At 60.9% G+C, this 18183-nt stretch carries 17 protein-coding genes and 1 tRNA gene; 7 read left to right on the top strand and 11 right to left on the bottom strand.

Features of this window, described 5'->3' with window-relative positions; all coding sequences use genetic code 11:
• The first annotated feature begins 199 nt into the window (after positions 1-199).
• Together nac and D781_RS13920 are read left to right on the top strand one after the other, a co-directional pair.
• On the top strand, positions 200-1123 hold the full coding sequence (gene nac, locus D781_RS13925) for a nitrogen assimilation transcriptional regulator NAC (protein WP_015672978.1): 924 nt from the start codon (positions 200-202) through the stop codon (positions 1121-1123).
• Between the two features lie 171 nt (positions 1124-1294).
• Positions 1295-5236, top strand: a complete 3942-nt coding sequence (locus D781_RS13920) for an autotransporter outer membrane beta-barrel domain-containing protein (RefSeq protein WP_015672977.1) — start codon at positions 1295-1297, stop codon at positions 5234-5236.
• A gap of 116 nt (positions 5237-5352) precedes the next feature.
• On the opposite strand, the gene D781_RS13915 is transcribed toward D781_RS13920, so the two are convergent.
• The 3 genes from D781_RS13915 to mtfA all read right to left on the bottom strand — a co-directional run bounded on the left by D781_RS13915 (position 5353) and on the right by mtfA (position 7107).
• Positions 5353-5904 (bottom strand): NADPH-dependent FMN reductase, encoded by a 552-nt coding sequence (locus tag D781_RS13915; protein WP_015672976.1) that lies wholly within the window; start codon positions 5902-5904, stop codon positions 5353-5355.
• A gap of 236 nt (positions 5905-6140) precedes the next feature.
• A tRNA-Asn gene (locus tag D781_RS13910) sits at positions 6141-6216 on the bottom strand.
• A gap of 102 nt (positions 6217-6318) precedes the next feature.
• Entirely contained in the window at positions 6319-7107 is a 789-nt protein-coding gene (mtfA, locus tag D781_RS13905) for a DgsA anti-repressor MtfA (RefSeq protein WP_015672975.1), read from the bottom strand.
• A 194-nt stretch (positions 7108-7301) separates the two neighbouring features.
• Here mtfA and D781_RS24290 point away from each other — a divergent pair, with 194 nt between their 5' ends.
• The 4 genes from D781_RS24290 to D781_RS13890 all read left to right on the top strand — a co-directional run bounded on the left by D781_RS24290 (position 7302) and on the right by D781_RS13890 (position 10230).
• Positions 7302-7424, top strand: coding sequence for a hypothetical protein (locus D781_RS24290; protein ID WP_255346650.1), 123 nt, complete (start codon positions 7302-7304; stop codon positions 7422-7424).
• 62 nt (positions 7425-7486) lie between these two features.
• Positions 7487-8290: an alpha/beta hydrolase gene (locus D781_RS13900; protein WP_015672974.1), complete on the top strand. Its 804-nt coding sequence runs from the start codon at positions 7487-7489 to the stop codon at positions 8288-8290.
• Complete coding sequence (locus D781_RS13895; RefSeq protein ID WP_015672973.1) at positions 8287-8658, top strand: RidA family protein; 372 nt, start codon at positions 8287-8289, stop codon at positions 8656-8658. Before D781_RS13900 ends, D781_RS13895 begins: the two co-directional genes overlap by 4 nt.
• 168 nt (positions 8659-8826) lie before the next feature.
• Complete coding sequence (locus D781_RS13890) at positions 8827-10230, top strand: amino acid permease (RefSeq protein ID WP_015672972.1); 1404 nt, start codon at positions 8827-8829, stop codon at positions 10228-10230.
• Between the two features lie 56 nt (positions 10231-10286).
• Here the strand turns inward: D781_RS13890 and D781_RS13885 are convergent, their stop codons facing one another.
• Entirely contained in the window at positions 10287-10715 is a 429-nt protein-coding gene (locus tag D781_RS13885) for a hypothetical protein (protein ID WP_015672971.1), read from the bottom strand.
• Positions 10712-11410: a hypothetical protein gene (locus D781_RS22910; protein WP_015672970.1), complete on the bottom strand. Its 699-nt coding sequence runs from the start codon at positions 11408-11410 to the stop codon at positions 10712-10714. Before D781_RS22910 ends, D781_RS13885 begins: the two co-directional genes overlap by 4 nt.
• A gap of 192 nt (positions 11411-11602) precedes the next feature.
• Between D781_RS22910 and D781_RS13880 the strand changes: the two genes are divergently transcribed.
• Positions 11603-12010 (top strand): putative T6SS immunity periplasmic lipoprotein, encoded by a 408-nt coding sequence (locus tag D781_RS13880; protein ID WP_015672969.1) that lies wholly within the window; start codon positions 11603-11605, stop codon positions 12008-12010.
• A gap of 31 nt (positions 12011-12041) precedes the next feature.
• Here the strand turns inward: D781_RS13880 and paaY are convergent, their stop codons facing one another.
• The 6 genes from paaY to D781_RS13850 form a co-directional block, all read right to left on the bottom strand.
• Positions 12042-12638, bottom strand: a complete 597-nt coding sequence (gene paaY / locus D781_RS13875) for a phenylacetic acid degradation protein PaaY (RefSeq protein WP_015672968.1) — start codon at positions 12636-12638, stop codon at positions 12042-12044.
• A gap of 11 nt (positions 12639-12649) precedes the next feature.
• Positions 12650-13591 carry a phenylacetic acid degradation operon negative regulatory protein PaaX gene (gene paaX / locus D781_RS13870; protein ID WP_015672967.1) on the bottom strand — a complete coding sequence of 314 codons (942 nt, stop codon included), beginning with the start codon at positions 13589-13591 and terminating at the stop codon, positions 12650-12652.
• 91 nt (positions 13592-13682) lie between these two features.
• Complete coding sequence (gene paaK, locus D781_RS13865) at positions 13683-14990, bottom strand: phenylacetate--CoA ligase PaaK (protein WP_015672966.1); 1308 nt, start codon at positions 14988-14990, stop codon at positions 13683-13685.
• A 16-nt stretch (positions 14991-15006) separates the two neighbouring features.
• A complete protein-coding gene (pcaF, locus tag D781_RS13860; RefSeq protein ID WP_015672965.1) occupies positions 15007-16212 on the bottom strand; it encodes a 3-oxoadipyl-CoA thiolase in 1206 nt (401 codons plus the stop codon).
• A complete protein-coding gene (gene paaI, locus D781_RS13855; protein WP_015672964.1) occupies positions 16209-16649 on the bottom strand; it encodes a hydroxyphenylacetyl-CoA thioesterase PaaI in 441 nt (146 codons plus the stop codon). Before paaI ends, pcaF begins: the two co-directional genes overlap by 4 nt.
• Complete coding sequence (locus D781_RS13850) at positions 16646-18181, bottom strand: 3-hydroxyacyl-CoA dehydrogenase (RefSeq protein ID WP_015672963.1); 1536 nt, start codon at positions 18179-18181, stop codon at positions 16646-16648. Before D781_RS13850 ends, paaI begins: the two co-directional genes overlap by 4 nt.
• Positions 18182-18183 lie beyond the last annotated feature (2 nt).

Raw genomic sequence — 18183 nt, 5'->3', positions numbered from 1 at the left:
CGCGCCGGCAGGTGACGTTGCTTCTTTTTGGTGCAGCGGGCCGCCGCCGCCGGCGTCTGCGCGCGCCTGGTCACCGCTGAGCGTTGTCGCTTTTCCCTGTTTTTTTAGCCCGTTGGCGACGTTATTGGTTTTTCCTCTGATTATGGCCCGGATTTTGCTGTGGAGTTAACGTTGTTCTTTTGCGCATAACGGGGGCTCCATGAATTTCAGACGTCTTAAATATTTTGTCAAAATCGTCGATATCGGCAGCCTGACGCAGGCAGCGGAAGTGCTGCATATTGCGCAACCGGCGTTAAGCCAGCAGCTGGCGACGCTGGAAGGTGAACTCCAGCAGCAGCTGTTGATTCGCAGCAAACGCGGCGTGATGCCGACCGAGGCGGGCAATATTCTTTATGCCCACGCGCAGACGATTCTGCGCATGTGCGAGCAGACGCAGGCCGCCGTCAGCAATATCGGGCTGGCGGTCAGCGGGCAGGTCGCCCTTGGCTTCGCATCCGGCTGCGCCGCCGCGCAGCTGGCGACGCCGCTGCTGCAGGCGATGCGTGATGCGCACCCCGGCATCTTGCTGCGTCTGCATGAAGATACCGGCCCGGCGCTGACCGATCAGGTTGCCAGCTGTGCGCTGGATATGGCGGTGATATACGGCGCAAAGGCGCCGCAGGGCTTCAACACCACGGTGTTGGCGAAGGAAGATCTGTATCTGGTGGCGTCGCGTTCGGTGCCCAACCCCGGCGACTACATCGATCTGCGGGCGCTGGCGCGGCTGAACCTGTTTTTACCGCACCGGGGAGACAGCGTGCGCGATCAGGTGGAAGACGCGATGGCGGTGCGTAAGCTGGCGCTGAACGTGGTCGGTGAAATTGAATCGCCGACCATGCTCAGCGCCGCCATCGCCGGCGGGCTGGGGGCGACCATTCTGCCGGAGTCCGCCGCGCGGGCGCTGACCGGCCCGGCCAGAGCCTGGATGGCGCGCATCAGCAACCCGTCGTTGGCGCTGCCCTTGGCGCTGTGCGTGTCCGTTCAGCAGCCGCTGTCTGAAGCGGCGCAGGCGGTTAAAGCACAGTTATTGGCGATGATTACCGCGCCGAACCAGCCGAAACGCGCGCTGACGCTGGTGCAGTAACGCCGCCAGGCGGCTGTTTCTTCCTACCTTTCCCCGGCAGCGGACGGCGCAGGTTGCCTTCCGCACGTCTTTTCTGAATTGTGCGCCCTGCGTGGCGCATTCTTTGTTCCTCTGCCAGCCTTATTGGGCCGCGGTTGGCGGCATAATAACAATCAAACAGAGGGATGGCATATGGAAAAGCTCTGGGGGCATCCATCGTTACCGGTCAAAACCCGGCTGTCGCGGCTGTATGTCGCGCTGGCGGCGGCGCTGACGCTGGCCGGCACGGTCGGTACGGCCTCTGCGGAAAACATCAATGTCGAAAATGGCGAGAAGCGGATCAGAGAGGTGGACGGCGCCGGATTCGGTAAGGTCAGCGGTCAGGGCAGCGAGTGGCGGGTCAGTGATGTACTGTCGATCAGAGACGGGCTGTATGTGCTGGATGGCGGCGTGATGAGCATCGGCCGGCTGGATTCGGCTGGCTCGATTGTTGGCACTAACCGTTCGACGGAAATTGTCGTTAGCGGCAGCGGTTCGCATCTGCAAATAGAAAGTTATCCGAGAATTGAAATCCTCTCTCTGTCCGATCATGGCCGTTTTAGCAGCGCGAGTGATGGGTTAGAGATCCATGGCGGCCTGATAATAGGCAGTCGCGGCACCCTGGATGGCCATGCGCAGGATGATGAAGATGTGGTGGAGAAAGGGTGGGATATTTTTACCCTGGGGGAAGCGCAGGCGCCCGGCATATTGGATCCTAATATCGTCGTCTTCTTTGATCGTGATACATATTTGGGCGGGCGCTGGAACTCCCTCATCTTCAACCATACTGCGGATGACTATCAGTTTGTCAACAGCGTCAGGGACGACGAGGGACATGCGTCGATAGCCAATTTTGCCGGCAATACCACCATGTCCGGCGACCTCAGTGAGTTCCACGGCGATATTTTCGTTAAAGGCGGCAAGCTGACGATTAACTCTGATGTGGGGCGCAACAAGAGTGATCCTCCTTATCAAGGTTTATACGTTGAGCGAGGCGGTACGCTGATCCTCAACGGCACCATCGGGGGATTTGGACGCGGCATCGGTTTTACCACTTCGCTGTTTGTTGATCCCGGCGCGAGGCTGGGCGGCGATGCGACCATCGGTCGTACGATTATCGAGGGCGGCGGCCATATTTCTCCCGGCGACGGCAGCACGGGCAAGTTCGACGTCAACAGCTATCTGACTTTTAAAGACGGCGCGTTTTATGACGTGGATATCGCCGCCGACGGCCGCAGCGATACCATGGCGGTGGTCGGTCAGACGACAATCGGCAACAACGTGAAGGTGCTGGTGAATATGCTGGATCCCTACACCAGCTATCAGGATGAACAGACCTACCGCATACTCACCTCCGAAAAAGATATTGCCGGCATGTTCAGCGAAGCGGTGCTGGATTCGGCCTTTCTGGAAGCGACCTTTAAACGCGGCCAGCAGTTTATCGATCTGCTGATTAAACAAATTACCCCCGGCGGTGATGTGACGCTGGACGGCGATCGCCACGTTTCCCAGTCGGTCTCCTATGCCGGCGCGGTCAGTATGGGTCAGGATAAAGCCAGCGAGTGGTTGATAGACGGCGGTACGTTCAGCGCTAAAAAGCTGATTATCGGCTCTGAACGCCAGTCGCAGGCGACGGTGCGGGTGGAGAACGGCGCCCACCTGGTCACCGATGATGCCACGGTGAACTACGGCCCGGACGATACCGACTACCGATACGGCCCGAAAGTGGTCGTCGCCGGTAAAGGCAGCGAATGGCAGGTAGCCAACCGGCTGGCGCTGGCCGGCAAGCTGGATGTGCTGGACGGTGCACAGGTGACGGCCGGCGAGCTGGCGGTGGCCGACCGGCCCTGGAACGGCACAAAAAGCGCGGATATTTACGTCAGTGGTGAAGGCTCACGCCTGCATTCTCAGGGGCGCAGCGACGTTGATGTCCTGTCATTAGCTGACAATGGCCGCTTCAGCAACGACGGCGGCAAGCTGGCGCTGAAAAAGGCGCTGGTTATCGGCAGTCGCGCTTCTTTTGACGGCTATGTGCCCGCAGATGATGATAACAGTTGGACGCCGCCGACGTTGGGTGGGGCGCAGGCGCCCGGGCTACTCGAACCGGGCATTGCCCTGACCGCGCCGACCATTATTTTTAACCATACCGCAGATGATTACACGTTCGCCAATACTCTCACCGGCAGCGGCGTGATGGCTAATGTCGCCGGTCAGACGACGTTGACCGGCGATCTCGGCAATTACTTCGGCGATGTGTTCGTCAAGGGCGGCAAGCTGACCATCAATACCGATCTGGGCACCAATCCTGATTATCAGCTGTTAAAAGAGCATAAACTGCGCGTTGAAGACGGCGGAACGCTGATCCTTAACGGCACGATGGGAATGTTTGCCCGCAATGTCGGTTTTTCGACCTCACTGTTTGTTGAGTCCGGCGGCGTGCTGGGCGGCAATGCGACCATGGGCCGCACGGTGGTGGAAAACGGCGGCCATCTTTCCCCCGGCGACGGCGATATAGGTAAATTGACCGTCAGGAGCTATCTGACCTTTAAGGATGGCGCGTTCTACGATGTGGACATTGCCGCGGACGGTCGCAGCGATACGGTGGGGATGCAGGGTGAAACGACTATCGGCAAGGACGTTAAGGTGCTGGTCAATGCCCTTGACCCGCACACCAGCTATCAGGACGGACAGACCTATCGCATCTTAACCTCTGGCGACGGTATTAAAGGCATGTTCAGCGAAGCGGTGCTGGACTCGGCCTTTTTGGACACGGAGTTGACGCGCGATCGGCAAAATGTCGATCTGACCATCCGGCAGAAAGAGACCGGCGGCGGTGATGACGGCCATAGCGGCGGCGGTGACGATGGTCATAGCGGCGGCGGTGACGATGGTCATAGCGGCGGCGGTGATGACGGTCATACCGGCGGCGGCGACGACGGTGATAGCGGCGGCAAGCCGGAGGCGCCGGGCATCTTCCAGACGGTGGCGACCAGCGACAACCAGTGGAATACCGCCGGGGCGCTGAGCTCGCTGGCGCAGCAGGGGCCGTCGCTCGGTCTGTACAACGCGCTGCTGATGCTGAACGCGGCCGAGGCGCGGGATGCGTTTAATCAGCTGTCCGGCGAGCAGTATGCGTCGGTGCAGGCGAGCCTGCAGCAGAGCGGCACGCTGGTAGGCAGCGTGGTGAACCAGCATATGCAGACGATGTTCGACGGCGACAGCCTGCCGGTGCCGCCGCTGGCGATGAGCCTGGTGCAGAGCCCGGAGCGTGAGCGCAACGGGGCCTGGGGCCAGATGTTCGGCAGTTGGACGCGCAGCAAGGGCGACGGCAACGTCGGCAAGCTGGACAGCAACACCGGCGGTTTCCTGGTGGGGGCAGACCGAGAGCTGAGCGACGGGGTGCGGGCGGGGGCGTACGCGGGCTACAGCCGCACGCGTTTCGACGTAGATAGCAGGGCGTCGTCAGGCCACAGCAACAACTACCATTTGGGTCTGTATGGTGCAGGGCAGCGCGATGCGCTGGCGCTGCGCGGCGGTGTGGGCTACAGCTGGCACCGGATAGAGAGCGAGCGCAACGTGGGCTTCGGCGGCTATCGCGACCGTCTGACGGGGGATTACGACGGCAATACGCTGCAGGCGTTTACGGAGCTGGGCTACCGGCTGCGCTATGAGGCGGCGAGCGTGGAGCCGTTCGTCAACCTGAGCTACGTGCGTCTGCATACGGATGCGGTGCAGGAGCAGGGCGGCGCGGCGGCGCTGAGCGTGAAGGATGAAACGATGAATACCTTCTACTCGACGCTGGGGCTGCGCGGCGCGACGGATATCCCGGTATCTGGGGTAGACGTAACGCTGCACGGCAAACTGGGCTGGCAGCACGCGTATGGCGATACGGACACTTCGGCGCGGATGGCGTTCGCCAGCGGCGACAGCTTCACCAGCAAGGGTGCGCCGGTGGACAAGGACGTGGCGGTGGTGGGCGTCGGTCTTGATGTGCCGCTGACGCGTTCAACGCGGGTCGGGGTGTCCTATCAGGGGCAGTATGGCTCGCAGCAGCAGGCCAACTCGGTGAATGCGCAGCTGACGGTCTCGTTCTAAGCAAAAATACCCCGCGGATTGCCGTTGTCCGGCAATCCGCAGGTCACGTCTATCCCCCGCGTCGAGATCCCACAGGCCCAGATCCCTACCTGTCGTTTTATCTTTTCCTGCGTACCTCAGCGTAACGCCGAGAGTTCCTCTGCAATATTGCGCCACAGCGCCTGAAGCCGAGGCCCGATTTCAGGGTGGGCGGCCAGCGTTTGTTCATCGGCGTCCGGCAAGACATACGGTGCTGCCAGCGTGGCCTGCGGGCTGCAGGTAGTAAGCTGACGACAGCCCATAATCTGCAGCGTTTCCGCCAGTTGCGCATGCGCCAGCCGCGCGCGCGGGGAGAGATTGGGAAAAGCCAGCGGTTTATCGAGCAGTTCACCGCTGCCGACGATCCAGTCCAGCGCGTTTTTCATCACGCCGGTCACGCCATGCGCGTATTCCGGGCTGACCAGCAGCACCAGATCGGCGCGGGCCAGGGCGCTGCGCCAGTGCGTCAGGGTTGGACAGGGATGATCTTCGCGATCGGCATTAAACAGCGGGATCGCATCCAGGTGCGTGTAGCGGGTAAAGCTGACGTTCTCAGGCCGTAATCGGTCCATTGCCTGCAGAAAGCGGGTGTTTAACGAGGCGGCGCGCAGGCTGCCTGAAATTCCCGACACATGGAATGTGTTGCTCATAAAACGGCATCTCCCAACCCGGTTACGGGTAGCACATCGAATCGCGGCGGATTGGCTCAACTATTCCGCTAGTCTTGCCCAGACGCACCGATTGGTCGGCAACGGTGGTTGCGGGATACAGCATAGCAGAGCGGCTGATTTACGGTGGATAATACGCAGCGGTTGCTTGCGTGGCGGGAGAGTTTCCGGAAAGCAAAAAGCCCGCTTAAGTTTCCTTAAGCGGGCTTTTCTAAATATGGCTCCTCTGACTGGACTCGAACCAGTGACATACGGATTAACAGTCCGCCGTTCTACCGACTGAACTACAGAGGAATCGTGTGAACGGGGCGCATCATATCCAGCCGCCCCGGGTGTGTCAACGCTAATTTAGCGCTTTTGATTCAACTGCTCAGCAACTGAGCAGGGCGGGCGTCATCACGCGTCGCCATCGCCGTGCGCGGCCTGCCAGCGCTGCAGCCGCGCCAGCGGATCCTGACGGTAGAAACGGCAGAACTGCGGGTATAGCGCCGGGAAGCGCTGGGCCAGCAGGTCCGGCGCGCTGAAGAAATATTCCGACAGCACCGCGAAGCACTCGGCGGGGTCGCTGGCGGCATAGGCGTCGATGCTGGCGGCTTCCTCGCCGACCAGATCGATTTCGTCCTGAATGGCGTCCATCGCGCCGTGCAGCTCGTGCTCCCAGAGCGCCACCTCGCGCAGCGGCATCGGCGGTACGCCGTTGGCGACGCCGCCGTTACGCATATCCAGCTTATGCGTCGCCTCGTGGATCACCAGGTTAAACCCGGACAGATCGAACGAGTCCTGCACGTCCTGCCAGTTCAGCACGATGGGGCCTTGTTCCCAGCTCTGTCCGGACTGCACCACCGGCCCGGAATGCACCAGCCCCAGATCGTCCTGCCACTCTTCTTCCACCACAAACGGCGAGGGATACAGCAGGATCTCATTAAAGCCGTCCAGCACGTCGACCCCCAGCTCCAGCACCGGCAGGGCGAACAGCAGCGCGATACGCATCTGCATCAGCGGCGTCAGCGCCAGCCCCTGCAGCGGCACGATGCGCTTTTGCTGCAGCAGCTTTGCAGCCAGCTCCGCCAGCCGGCAGCGCTCATCATCGTCAAGCGGCATCAGCAGCGGAATAGCCAGCGCTTCCTGCCACTGGTCGGGCGTCAGCGCCGGGGAGGGCGTGGTTTTCCATGGCCATTTAATCATCGTGGGCACTCATCAATGCTTATGGGTACGGTAGCGTCAGGCTTGCCTGAGTAAAAATGCCGCAAAGCCGGCCGTGATAGCAAGTGTTTTAAGCGGGAGGCATAAAAATTCGCACGGCGACTATTCAAGCACTTAGCGACGCCTGCGTCAGCGAGCGCAATCACAATTAAGCGATATACCCGCAGGGGATATGCATGATGATACAGGCGCGTGGCGATGGATTAACGGAGGCGGAGAAAAGTTTCACCGGTAAAACTTTTATGGCGGATAATTTATTTTATTCTACCGGGCGCGCATTGCCTCTGTTCATTTCTTGACAACATTTTGGCCGGTTGCTAATAGTTAAGCCATATATTAAATAATAAACAAAGTTCAATATATGAAACTAATGCCGGGGAGTTATGATAATGGTTCGACGGTGGATAATGAGGCGGAGATTCTGGCCTCATTTCAGCGCCGAAGTCGTGATATTTATCAGGCGTTCAACCATGACGCTAATATTCCTTACGGAAAATTAGCGCGTCAAACGTTTGACTGGCTATATTCCCCGCATCCTGCCGTTGGCACGTTGATATTTATTCACGGCGGCTACTGGCAGTTTTGTAATAAAGAGGATTTTGCCTTTATCGCCGCAGCGCCGTTGGCGCTGGGGATAGACGTGGTGCTGGTGGAGTATAGCCACGCGCCGCAGGCGACGCTGACGGATATCGATGGAGAAATCGGCGCGGCGCTGAGCGCGATCCAACGCCGACTGGCGCAGCGGCCGCCGCGCGGCCCGGTCTGGCTGGCCGGGCACTCGGCCGGCGGGCAGCTGGTCGCCCGCTGGCAGCAGCATCCGCTGGTTGATGCGGTGTTCCCCATCAGCGGCATCTTTGAGCTGGAGCCGCTGCTGGCGACCTATGTCAATCACCGGCTGCGGCTGACGGCGGCGGAGATCGCCGCGCTCAGCCCGGCGCGGCATATTCCCGAGCGGCTTACGCCGATGACGCTGTACTACGGCGCGCTGGAGCTGCCGGAACTGATCGGGCAAAGCGAACATTACTGCCAGGCGTTGCGTCAGCAGGGCCTGACGGTCGGGCTGCAGCCGGTGGCCGGCGCCAATCATTACAACGTGCTGGACGCGCTGTTTGCCGCCGACGGCGCGTTGATTCAGCAACTGCAACAGGGGGAAGATGGCCGATGAGAACCATCGTTGACACCGGGCTGCCGGATATCGGGCAGCCTTTTTCATGGGCGACGCGCGGCGGCGGCATGCTGTTTACCGCCCACGGGCCGGTGCGGGCGGACGGCAGCATCGAAACCGGCGCGGCGGAGCGGCAGATTGCGCTGACGTTCGACAATCTGGCGCAGACGCTGCGCGCCGCCAACAGCCACAGCGATAACGTGCTGCAGGTAATTATTTATCTGACCGACGTGAACGACGTTAAATTGCTCGATGAGATATATAAACGCTATTTTAATCCGCCGTACCCCAATCGTTCTACGGTGATTGTGGATAAACTGGTGGTGCCGGGAATGAAAATAGAAATTACCGCCACTGCCTGCGATTAAATTATTTACGCATAGATCGCCAACGTCGATATCGTTATTTTTTTTGAACAATCTTGCGGTCGATAAATATATCGGACCGGGGATTGCTGTGTTCACCGAACGGCTGTTTTACGCGACCGGCATTATTGGCCGGCCGTTTCCCGTCATGCATCAACAAGGTAGAGCGTAATGAAAGATCAGGCGCGTTTTGATGAGATCGCCAGGCGGCAGGGCGGACTGAAAAAGCAGCTGACGGCCGGGCAGATGTCGATGCTGGCCATCGGCGGCGCGATAGGCACCGGCCTGTTTCTCGGCAGCGCTTATGCGATACAGATGGCCGGGCCGAGCGTGTTGCTGAGCTATCTGATTGGCGGCGTGGTGGCGCTGCTGCTGATGGGCTGTCTGGCGGAGATGACCTCGCAGCACCCGACCTCCGGCTCGTTCGGCGATTACGCCGAGTTTTATCTCAGCCCGCTGTGGGGTTTTTTACTGCGCTACTCCTATTGGTCATGCGTGGTTCTGGCGGTGGGCACCGAGGTGACCGCTATCGGCATGTATATGCAGTTCTGGTTCCCGGATACGCCGGCCTGGCCGTGGGTGCTGCTGTTCTCCGCCGCGGTGGTGGTGATTAACCTGGTCGGCGTGAAGTCTTTCGGCCAGGTGGAATACGCGCTGTCGACCATCAAGGTGCTGGCGATTGGCGCGTTTATCGTTATCGGCATCGGCATTCTGAGCTTTTCCGCCAACCCGCACTTCGGCCTGCACAATTTTACCGCGGGCGGCGGCTTTTTCCCGTTCGGCCTGAGCGGCATGTGGTTTGCGGTGATCGTGTCCATCTTCAGCTACCTGAGCATCGAGATGATTGCGGTCGCCGCCGGCGAGGCGAAGAATCCGGTCGTGGCGGTGCGCAGCGCCTTTAAGGGCACCATTTTGCGGCTGTTTATCTTCTATATGCTGTCGATTGCGCTGATGCTGGCGCTGGTGCCCTGGCGTCAGTCCGGCACCGGGGAAAGCCCGTTTCTGCTGGCGATGAACGTCATTCACCTGCCGGCGGCCGGCGGCATCTTTAACTTTATCGTGCTGATTGCCGCCCTGTCGGCGATGAACAGCCAGCTGTATATCACCACCCGCATGCTGTTTTCGCTGGCGCGCGCCGGGCAGGCGCCGGCGGCGCTGGGGCGGGTCAGCCGGCGCGGTATCCCGCTCAACGCGCTGGCGATGTCATGCATCGGCATTGTGGTGTCGATCGTACTCAGCCTGGCGGCGCCGGAGCAATCCTTCGCCGCGATGATGTCGATCTCGGTATTCGGCGCCTGCTTTACCTGGCTGATGATTTTTATCACCCACCTGTTTTTCCGGCGCCACCACGCCGGGACGCACCTGAGGTTTCGCCTGTGGGGGTTCCCCTATACCACGCTGCTCGGGGCGGGCCTGATGCTGGCGCTGATGATTTCCACCGCGTTTACCGACTTCTTCCGTATGACGCTGTGGTTCGGCATTCCGTTTACCCTGTTGCTGGCGGGCGCTTATTTGTATCGACTGCGCCGCCGGCCGGCGGCCCACGCGGTGAGGCCGACGCCGGGCATGGAGTAGCGGGGCGGAAGCGCCTCCTGCAGGAGGCGCGAAGTGTCCGTTAAGATACCGGAAAATTATGATGTGAAATCATAGACTACTTGCACAACGACACCTTTTTCACTTTTCAGCTTCATGACCATGACTGTTTCCACAGGGTCTTTGCCTTTCCAGCATTCATTGTCAATATTACAGTTATCCTGACGCTGGTAGCCAATGGATGTCAGGTAATTATCAATTTTGCTGGTATCCTCAGTCGCGTAAAAATTTACGGCGTACACATGCGTTGAAGGACCTGTAATGTTGGCGAAGTCAAAGTCATAACGGGGGGAGATTCGTGGCATTTTTTTCAGGATATCTGGGGTATAAAATGCATACTCTCGTTTATCCTGCTCGGTATAGTGTGCACTGCCGGCAAACTCCATCTGGATTAACGGCCAAGAATAGAACAACCCCGCGACAATCAGCACTGCCACGATGCCAACGATTTTCGACGACTTTTTCATACTGGCAAGATTCCCCCTCGTGCTCTGTCGATAAATGAGCCATTGCGAGACGCTACTACAACGTTGCCAGATTTGAAATCGCTATAAGGCCGGATTGTCTTCATAAAAGGGGGCAATTCTCCCAGACGTGGTTTGGCATGGGGGTATCTGACCGGGTCAGGGAATAATATTGGCAAGAAACAGGTGTTTTTGAACGATCCAATCGGACCATAGTGATCCCAACGTTTTAGAGCCTCTGCTTTACTGACAGGGTGCAGCAGTGGAAATGGGTTGTGAATAGACATCACGCGATAGAAACCCAGTAAGTCGGAAACCAGATCTTCACCACTAAAACCGCTGTCAGTAACCAGGTTGATGGGGAATGATGATTGGAATGCTTCAAACTTTCGCGCTAGTGTTGTCATCATCGCGAGAGCAATGCTTTGTCGTTCATTATATGAACGGCCCCTCTTAATGCGCCAGGTAATGAATTTACCCATTTTAATGGTATAGGTGGGATCGGTCATCGATTGTGAATACGTAACATTGTATTCACCCTGTCCGGAAGATTCACCAGCGTTAATTTTTCGCATCAATCCTCTGATGTCATTGCCCCGTGCATGACCTAAATCAATCCATCCAAGAACTTCGGTGTAAATCAACCCGTTGGATCTACCGTAATCCCGTCCATCAATGATGTCCTTTCGTTTACTCATCCTTAATCCTATCTTCCTGTTTGATAGATAGGTTTTAATATACGGCTAGGCTAACGCATGGCAATATATTTTCTCTTCCGTTGAACCTGAATATCGACTAGCTCGCATTATTTATAAGATTAATAAAAAAATTAAATACATTACCTGAAAATAATGTGAGAAATTTATAAATGCGGGTAAGGACTCACCATTGTGCTAAATATCAAATTAACCGTTGTAGTCTGTAGCGCTGTGCTGCTGACCGCCTGCGAGTCCAGGCTGCTGGATATCCAGCCTGCCGACGTGACTATCAAGGATAATCGTCTGTGCGTGTCTATTCCGGCAGGGAAAAATGAATACCTGAACGGATTACAAATCGTTGATGCTGAGGGCCGCATTTTCCGCAAGTATTTTGCTGCAGACGCCAGCGTAAATCCCGTCCCCGTATTTTCCGGCCGCTGTATTCCTGATTTCGGTTATTCGTTTAAGGCGGGCGGCCAATATGGTATCCAGGTGGAAACTTTCTTTACCGATGCCCGGCGGCCCGGCGGGAACAGCTACTCGGCGTCGTTCAGGCTGTACCGCGAGCATGGCTCGCTCAAGGTGGCCGCGACACGGTGACGGATTGCCCGCGGCGGCCCCCGTCGGCGGCTTACAGCTGGCTTTTCGGCACCAGGCGATCGCCGAAGGTCAGCCGCTGGCGGTCTGGCTCCGGCTCGCTCAGCGGCGTCACTTCCCGCAGGGTGGTTTTGCAGCGCGTCACCAGATCCTGATACTCCTGGGTGCCGACGCGCTTCCAGCTCAGTTCCTGTTCGGTCAGTTCGCGCAGCACCCGCGCCGGGCTGCCGAGCACCAGCTTATTGGCGTCAAATACCGCCGCGGCCTTGATAAACGAACAGGCGCCGACGATGGTGTTTTCACCGATGACCGCGCCGTCCATCACCACCGCATTCATGCCGACCATCGCGTTGCGGCCGATCCGGCAGCCGTGCAGGATCGCGCCGTGGCCGATATGGCCGTCCTGTTCCACCACCGTGTCCTGCTGCGGGAAACCGTGCATCACGCAGTTGTCCTGAATATTGGCGCCGTCCTCAATCACCAGCCGGCCGAAGTCGCCGCGCAGGCTGGCGTTGGGGCCGATATACACCCCTTTGCCGATAATCACATCGCCGATCAGCACCGCCGTCGGATGCACATAGCTGCTGGGGTCGACCACCGGCGTCAGGCCGTCAATTTGATACACAGGCATGGGGTTACTCCTCAATAGGTGACGTTATCGCGCGGCAGGCCGCCAAAGCGCCGGTAATAGCCGGCGGCGGGCGCCGGCAGGGCGCCGATGGTAGTTTCCGCCAGCGCGCTGACATACTCCGTCGCGGCGCGGTCGACGCGCTGATAAATATTGATGCACAGGTTGCGGGCGATTTGCCCCTCCCACTGGGCGGGCAGCAGCGCATCCGGCAGCAGCGGGTCTTTCAGCACCACGCGGCGGAAGAAGTGAATTAATAATAGCTTGATCTGAAAGCAGCGCCGGGGCGTCAGCGCCGCGTCGTCCGCCTCGCGCAGCAGCGCCATCAGCGGGCGGAAGGAGACGATAAACTCATGATAGTAGCCGGCGACCTGCTCCAGCGCCCAGCAGTCGGCCACCCGCTGGCGCAGGGTGTCTTCGGAGCGGGCGTAGGGATAGTCGGCGCGAAAATAGATCACCTGCTCGCTGGCGTTCAGCTCGCCGAGCAGGGCGGTGACGTCGGTCTGCGCGTGCGTCGGCGCCGCCATCAGGTTGCTGGCCAACTGGCCGAACCCCAGCCAGCCCAGCTGTTTCTTCAGCCGTGCGCGCTCGCTTTTTTCCGCCGTTTCCAGCAGCAACAGCTCCCACTTGCCGTCCCACTCTGGCTGCTCGCTCAGGTAAATCTTGGATTCGGCGTGGCGGAACTGGCGCATACCCTGTTCGGTCACGCGGTAATAGCTGCGGCGGCCGATTTTTTCTACGTCCAGCCAGCCCTCTTTTTGCAGGCGGAATACTGAGGTGCGCACAAAGCGATCGCCAAAGCCCATCGATTCCAGCAGGGCGCTCAGGCTGCCTAGCCACACTTCGCCGCCGCGATGGCTCAGCGCATCGCCATACAGGGAAATAATCAGCGACGTGCCGCTAATCGGCTGAGCCTCTAAAGCATGGTGGATAAAGTTATCCAGTTTTTGTTCCATATTTTTCCACGAGTTAGGCTACGGTGAGTCACCACATTACCATATCCCTCTGCCGCTGCCAGCGGCAGCGCCGTCCCTGGCGCCGGCGGCGTCAGCGGGGACGCAGGTCAACCACCCGCTGCGCCTTGCCTTCCGAACGCGGGATATCGCCGCAGTTGGCGATGCTGACGTCGGTGCTGACGCCGACGATCGATTTGATATGGTGGCGCAGCTGGTGGCAGATATCGCAGCGCTGCTGGTGGCTGAGGTGGAGCGCCGTCTCCTTCAGCTCCACCCGCACCGCCAGCGTATCCAGGTGGCCGGCGCGGCTGACCTGCAGCTGATAGTGGGGCGACAGATGTTCGAACTGCATAATCTGCTCTTCAAGCTGCGACGGGAAAACGTTGACGCCGCGGATGATCAGCATATCGTCGGAACGACCGGTGATTTTGCCCATGCGCCGCATCTGGCGCGCGTCGCCCGGCAGCAGGCGGGTCAGATCGCGGGTGCGGTAGCGGATCACCGGCAGCGCCTCTTTGGTCAGCGTGGTGAACACCAGTTCGCCGTGCTCGCCGTCCGCCAGCGGCGCGCCGCTGTCCGGGTCGATAATCTCCGGCAGGAAATGGTCTTCCCAGATGGTGGGGCCGCCGCCGCTTTCGGCGCACTCCATCGCCACCCCTGGTCCCATCACCTCCGACAGACCGTAAATATCCAGCGCCTTGATGCCCATGCGGGTCTCGATTTCATGGCGCAGCGCCTCGGTCCACGGCTCGGCGCCGAACACGCCGATGCGCAGCGAACAGCCGCGCGCGTCGCCGCCCAGCTTGCGCTCCAGCTCGTCAATCAGCGTCAGGCAGTAGGAGGGCGTCACCATAATTACGTCGGGCTTAAAGTCGAGGATCAGCTGCGCCTGCTTTTCCGTCTGGCCGCCGGACATCGGGATCACCGTTGCCCCCAGCCGCTCTGCGCCGTAGTGGGCGCCCAGCCCGCCGGTAAACAGGCCGTAGCCGTAGGCGACGTGCACTTTATCCCGCGACGTGGCGCCGGCGGCGCGCAGGCTGCGCGCCACGATGTCGGCCCAGTTGTCGATATCGCGCTGGGTATAGCCCACCACCGTCGGCCGCCCGGTGGTGCCGGAGGAGGCGTGCACGCGCACCACCTGTTCCATCGGCACGGCGAAGGTGTCGAACGGGTAGTTGTCGCGCAGATCCTGCTTGGTGGTGTAGGGGAACAGCGCCAGATCGCTCAGCTGGCGTAAATCGTCAGGGTGAACGCCGGCCCGATCGAACTTGCGTTTATACATCGGCACGTTCTGGTAGGCGTGGTTCAGGGTCCACTTCAGGCGCCGCAGCTGCAGCGCTTCAATCTCGTCGCGTGAGGCGAACTCAATGGTGTCGAGGGGCTGGGGATTGGTGGTCATTATTTTGGCCTCAGTGTTAGACGCGTTCAATAATCATGGCGATGCCCTGACCGACGCCGATGCACATGGTGCACAGCGCATAGCGGCCGTCCCGCCGTTCCAGTTCGTGCATGGCGGTCAGCGCCAGCCTGGCGCCGCTCATGCCCAGCGGGTGGCCGAGCGCGATGGCGCCGCCGTTGGGGTTGACCTGTTCGGCGTCGTCCGGCAGGCCGAGCTGGCGCAGCACCGCCAGCGCCTGGGCGGCAAACGCCTCGTTAAGCTCAATCACGTCCATTTGCGCCAGGCTCAGCCCGGCGATCTCCAGCACCCGGCGGGCGGCCGGCAGCGGGCCGATGCCCATCAGGCGCGGCTCCACGCCGCAGGCGGCGGTGGCGACAATGCGCGCGCGCGGCGTCAGCCCCTGCTGCAGCGCCATCGCCTCCGAGGCGACGATCAGCGCCGCCGCACCGTCGTTAACGCCGGAAGCGTTGCCGGCGGTGACGCTGCCGGGCTGGCGGAACGGGGTTTTCAGCGCCTGCAGCTGCGCCAGCGAGGTTTCCGGGCGCGGGTGTTCATCCTCGCTCACCCGGGTCACCGCGCCTTTTTTGCCCGCAATGCTGACCGGCACGATTTCTTGCGCCAGAATGCCGGCGGCCTGCGCCCTGGCGGCGCGCTGCTGGCTGCGCAGGGCGAAGGCGTCCTGATCGGCGCGATCGATCGCGAACTGCGCGGCGACGTTTTCGGCGGTTTCCGGCATTGAGTCGGTGCCGAACTGCTGCTGCATCAGCGGGTTGACGAAGCGCCAGCCGATGGTGGTGTCAAACATCTGCGCCTGGCGGCTGAAGGCGCTGTCGGCCTTGCCCATCACCAGCGGCGCGCGGGTCATCGACTCTGCGCCGCCGGCCAACAGCAGATGCGCTTCGCCGGCCTTGATGCTGCGGGCGGCAATCGCCAGTGCGTCCAACCCGGAGCCGCACAGCCGGTTGACGGTGGTGCCGGAGACGCTCTGCGGCAGCCCGGCCAGCAGCAGCGCCATGCGCGCCAGGTTGCGGTTATCCTCCCCGGCCTGGTTGGCGCAGCCGAGGATCACATCGTCAACCTGCGTCCAGTCGACCTGCGGGTGACGCGCCATCAGCGCCCGCAGCGGCAGGGCGGCCAGATCGTCGGCGCGCACCGTCGCCAGCGCGCCGCCGTAGCGGCCGATCGGCGTACGTACCCCGTCGCAGATAAAGGCGTGGTTCATGGCTGTTCCTCCAGAAGCTGATGGCCAAGGCGGTGGGCGCGGCCGCGGAACCAGGCCACGGTTTTCCCCCGTTGATTGATAATTTCCACGTCGTACAGCCCGTTGGTTTTACCCTGATGACGCACCTCGGCGCTGGCGATCAGCCGATCGCCGGCCAGCGCCGGGCGGATAAAATCGATGCTGCAGCCGGCGGCGACCGCCGCCAGCCCCTGACTGTTGCAGGCGTAGGCGAAGGCGGTATCGGCCAGGCTGAACAGCTGGCCGCCGTGACAGGTGCGGTGGCCGTTCAGCATCTGCGGGCCGACCTCCATGCTGACCTGCGCGAAGCCGCAGTCGACCGCGTCCAGCCGCATGCCCATCGCCTGGGCGCAGCTGTCTTGTTGAAACATGTGTTCGGCGCAGCGCTGTGCCAGCGCGCGCGGCGTATTGGCGTTCATGATTCGGCTCCTGACGGGGGAAGGGCGTGGCCGGCGGCGTAGCGGCGCAGCAGCGGCAGCGGACGGTAGCGCTCTTCCAGATAGAAGCGCTGCAGGTTTTCCAGCGTGGCGAGGATGTGTTTCCAGCCCAGCGCCTGTCCCCAGGCCAGCGGCCCGCGCGGATAGTTAACGCCGAAGCGCATGGCGTTATCGGTATCGGCGGCGCTGGCGATGCCTTTGTTGACTACGTCCAGCGCCTCATTGACCAACATGGCGACGGTGCGCATCACCAGCAGGCCGGGATAGTCCGGCAGGGTGATGACCCGTTTTCCCAGCGACTGCAGGAACTGAATCACTTTGGCGTTATCCTGAGGGTTGTTTTGCGCCGCGCAGCTGATAACCAGGGTGTCCGCTCGCCGGTAATCGGCCGACAGATCGAACAGCACCACCGGCGTGCCGATATTCTCGGCCACCTGACTGGCGGACTGGCCGTTAGTTAACATAAAAGTAACATCATCGATCGTCGCCAGCGGGCTGGTCTGGCCGGGTTGTTTGACCGAGGCCGCATTTTCCGTCAGCAGCGCGGCGAAATCCGCCAGCGGCGACCAGTCGCCGTGCAGCGTGACCCGGGCCGGCGGACCGGCATGCGCCGCGGCGGCGTAGCTTGCCTGCGGCGCATCGGCATCGTCGCCATAGCGGTAGAAGCCGCGGCCGCTCTTGCGTCCCAGATGACCGGCGGCCACCCGCTCCTGCTGCACCAGCGACGGGGTGAAGCGCGTATCGTTGAAAAAGGCGTGAAACACCGACTGGGTGACGGCGAAATTAACGTCCTGGCCGATCAGGTCGGTCAGCTGCAGCGGCCCCATGGCGAAGCCGCCGGCGTCGCGCAGCACCGCGTCCAGCGTCGCCGCATCGGCGATTTGCTCTTCCAGCGCCCGCAGCGTTTCGGCATAGAACGGCCGGGCGGCGCGGTTGACGATAAAGCCTGGCGTCGAGCGGCAGTGCACCGGCCGCTTACCCCACTGCAGCGCCAGCCGGTTCAGGCGTTCACGCGTCTGCGCGCTGGTTTCCAGACCGTCGACAATCTCCACCAGCTGCATCAGCGGCGCCGGATTGAAAAAGTGCATGCCGGCCATGCGCTGCGGGTGGCGCAGCGCGGCGGCGATGGCGGTAATCGACAGCGACGAAGTGTTGCTGGCGAACAGCGTATCGGCCGGGCAAATCTCCTCCAGTTCGCGGAACAGGTTCTGTTTGATCGCCAGCTTTTCCGCCACGGCTTCGATCACCAGCGCGCTGTCGGCCAGCTCCGTCAGCGCGCCGGCGATGCGGATGCGCGCCAGCAGCCGTTCGCTGGCGTCGCGATCCGCCTTACCGGCATCGACCCGGCGCATCAGGCGTCGGCTCAGCGTCTCGTACGCGCGCTCGGCGGCGGGGCGGTCAATATCGTACAGGGCGACCGGGTGTCCGGCGGCGGCGGCGACCTGCGCGATGCCGATGCCCATGGTGCCCGCGCCGATCACCGCCACGGGCGGGGTAAGGGAAGTTGCGTTCATGA

It is taken from the genome of Serratia sp. FGI94 (genome assembly GCF_000330865.1).
Taxonomy (GTDB): Bacteria; Pseudomonadota; Gammaproteobacteria; order Enterobacterales; family Enterobacteriaceae; genus Serratia_B; species Serratia_B rubidaea.
The sequence above is the reverse complement of the archived record's forward strand: the minus strand, read 5'-3'. Positions and strand labels throughout refer to the sequence as shown.

Bases quoted from the DNA above. Each gene is read 5' to 3' on its own strand.
- nac (WP_015672978.1), top strand. From the start codon at position 200: ATGAATTTCAGACGTCTTAAATATTTTGTCAAAATCGTCGATATCGGC.
- D781_RS13920 (WP_015672977.1), top strand. From the start codon at position 1,295: ATGGAAAAGCTCTGGGGGCATCCATCGTTACCGGTCAAAACCCGGCTG.
- D781_RS13915 (WP_015672976.1), bottom strand. From the start codon at position 5,904: ATGAGCAACACATTCCATGTGTCGGGAATTTCAGGCAGCCTGCGCGCC.
- mtfA (WP_015672975.1), bottom strand. From the start codon at position 7,107: ATGATTAAATGGCCATGGAAAACCACGCCCTCCCCGGCGCTGACGCCC.
- D781_RS24290 (WP_255346650.1), top strand. From the start codon at position 7,302: ATGATGATACAGGCGCGTGGCGATGGATTAACGGAGGCGGAGAAAAGT.
- D781_RS13900 (WP_015672974.1), top strand. From the start codon at position 7,487: ATGAAACTAATGCCGGGGAGTTATGATAATGGTTCGACGGTGGATAAT.
- D781_RS13895 (WP_015672973.1), top strand. From the start codon at position 8,287: ATGAGAACCATCGTTGACACCGGGCTGCCGGATATCGGGCAGCCTTTT.
- D781_RS13890 (WP_015672972.1), top strand. From the start codon at position 8,827: ATGAAAGATCAGGCGCGTTTTGATGAGATCGCCAGGCGGCAGGGCGGA.
- D781_RS13885 (WP_015672971.1), bottom strand. From the start codon at position 10,715: ATGAAAAAGTCGTCGAAAATCGTTGGCATCGTGGCAGTGCTGATTGTC.
- D781_RS22910 (WP_015672970.1), bottom strand. From the start codon at position 11,410: ATGAGTAAACGAAAGGACATCATTGATGGACGGGATTACGGTAGATCC.
- paaY (WP_015672968.1), bottom strand. From the start codon at position 12,638: ATGCCTGTGTATCAAATTGACGGCCTGACGCCGGTGGTCGACCCCAGC.
- paaX (WP_015672967.1), bottom strand. From the start codon at position 13,591: ATGGAACAAAAACTGGATAACTTTATCCACCATGCTTTAGAGGCTCAG.
- paaK (WP_015672966.1), bottom strand. From the start codon at position 14,990: ATGACCACCAATCCCCAGCCCCTCGACACCATTGAGTTCGCCTCACGC.
- pcaF (WP_015672965.1), bottom strand. From the start codon at position 16,212: ATGAACCACGCCTTTATCTGCGACGGGGTACGTACGCCGATCGGCCGC.
- paaI (WP_015672964.1), bottom strand. From the start codon at position 16,649: ATGAACGCCAATACGCCGCGCGCGCTGGCACAGCGCTGCGCCGAACAC.
- D781_RS13850 (WP_015672963.1), bottom strand. From the start codon at position 18,181: ATGAACGCAACTTCCCTTACCCCGCCCGTGGCGGTGATCGGCGCGGGC.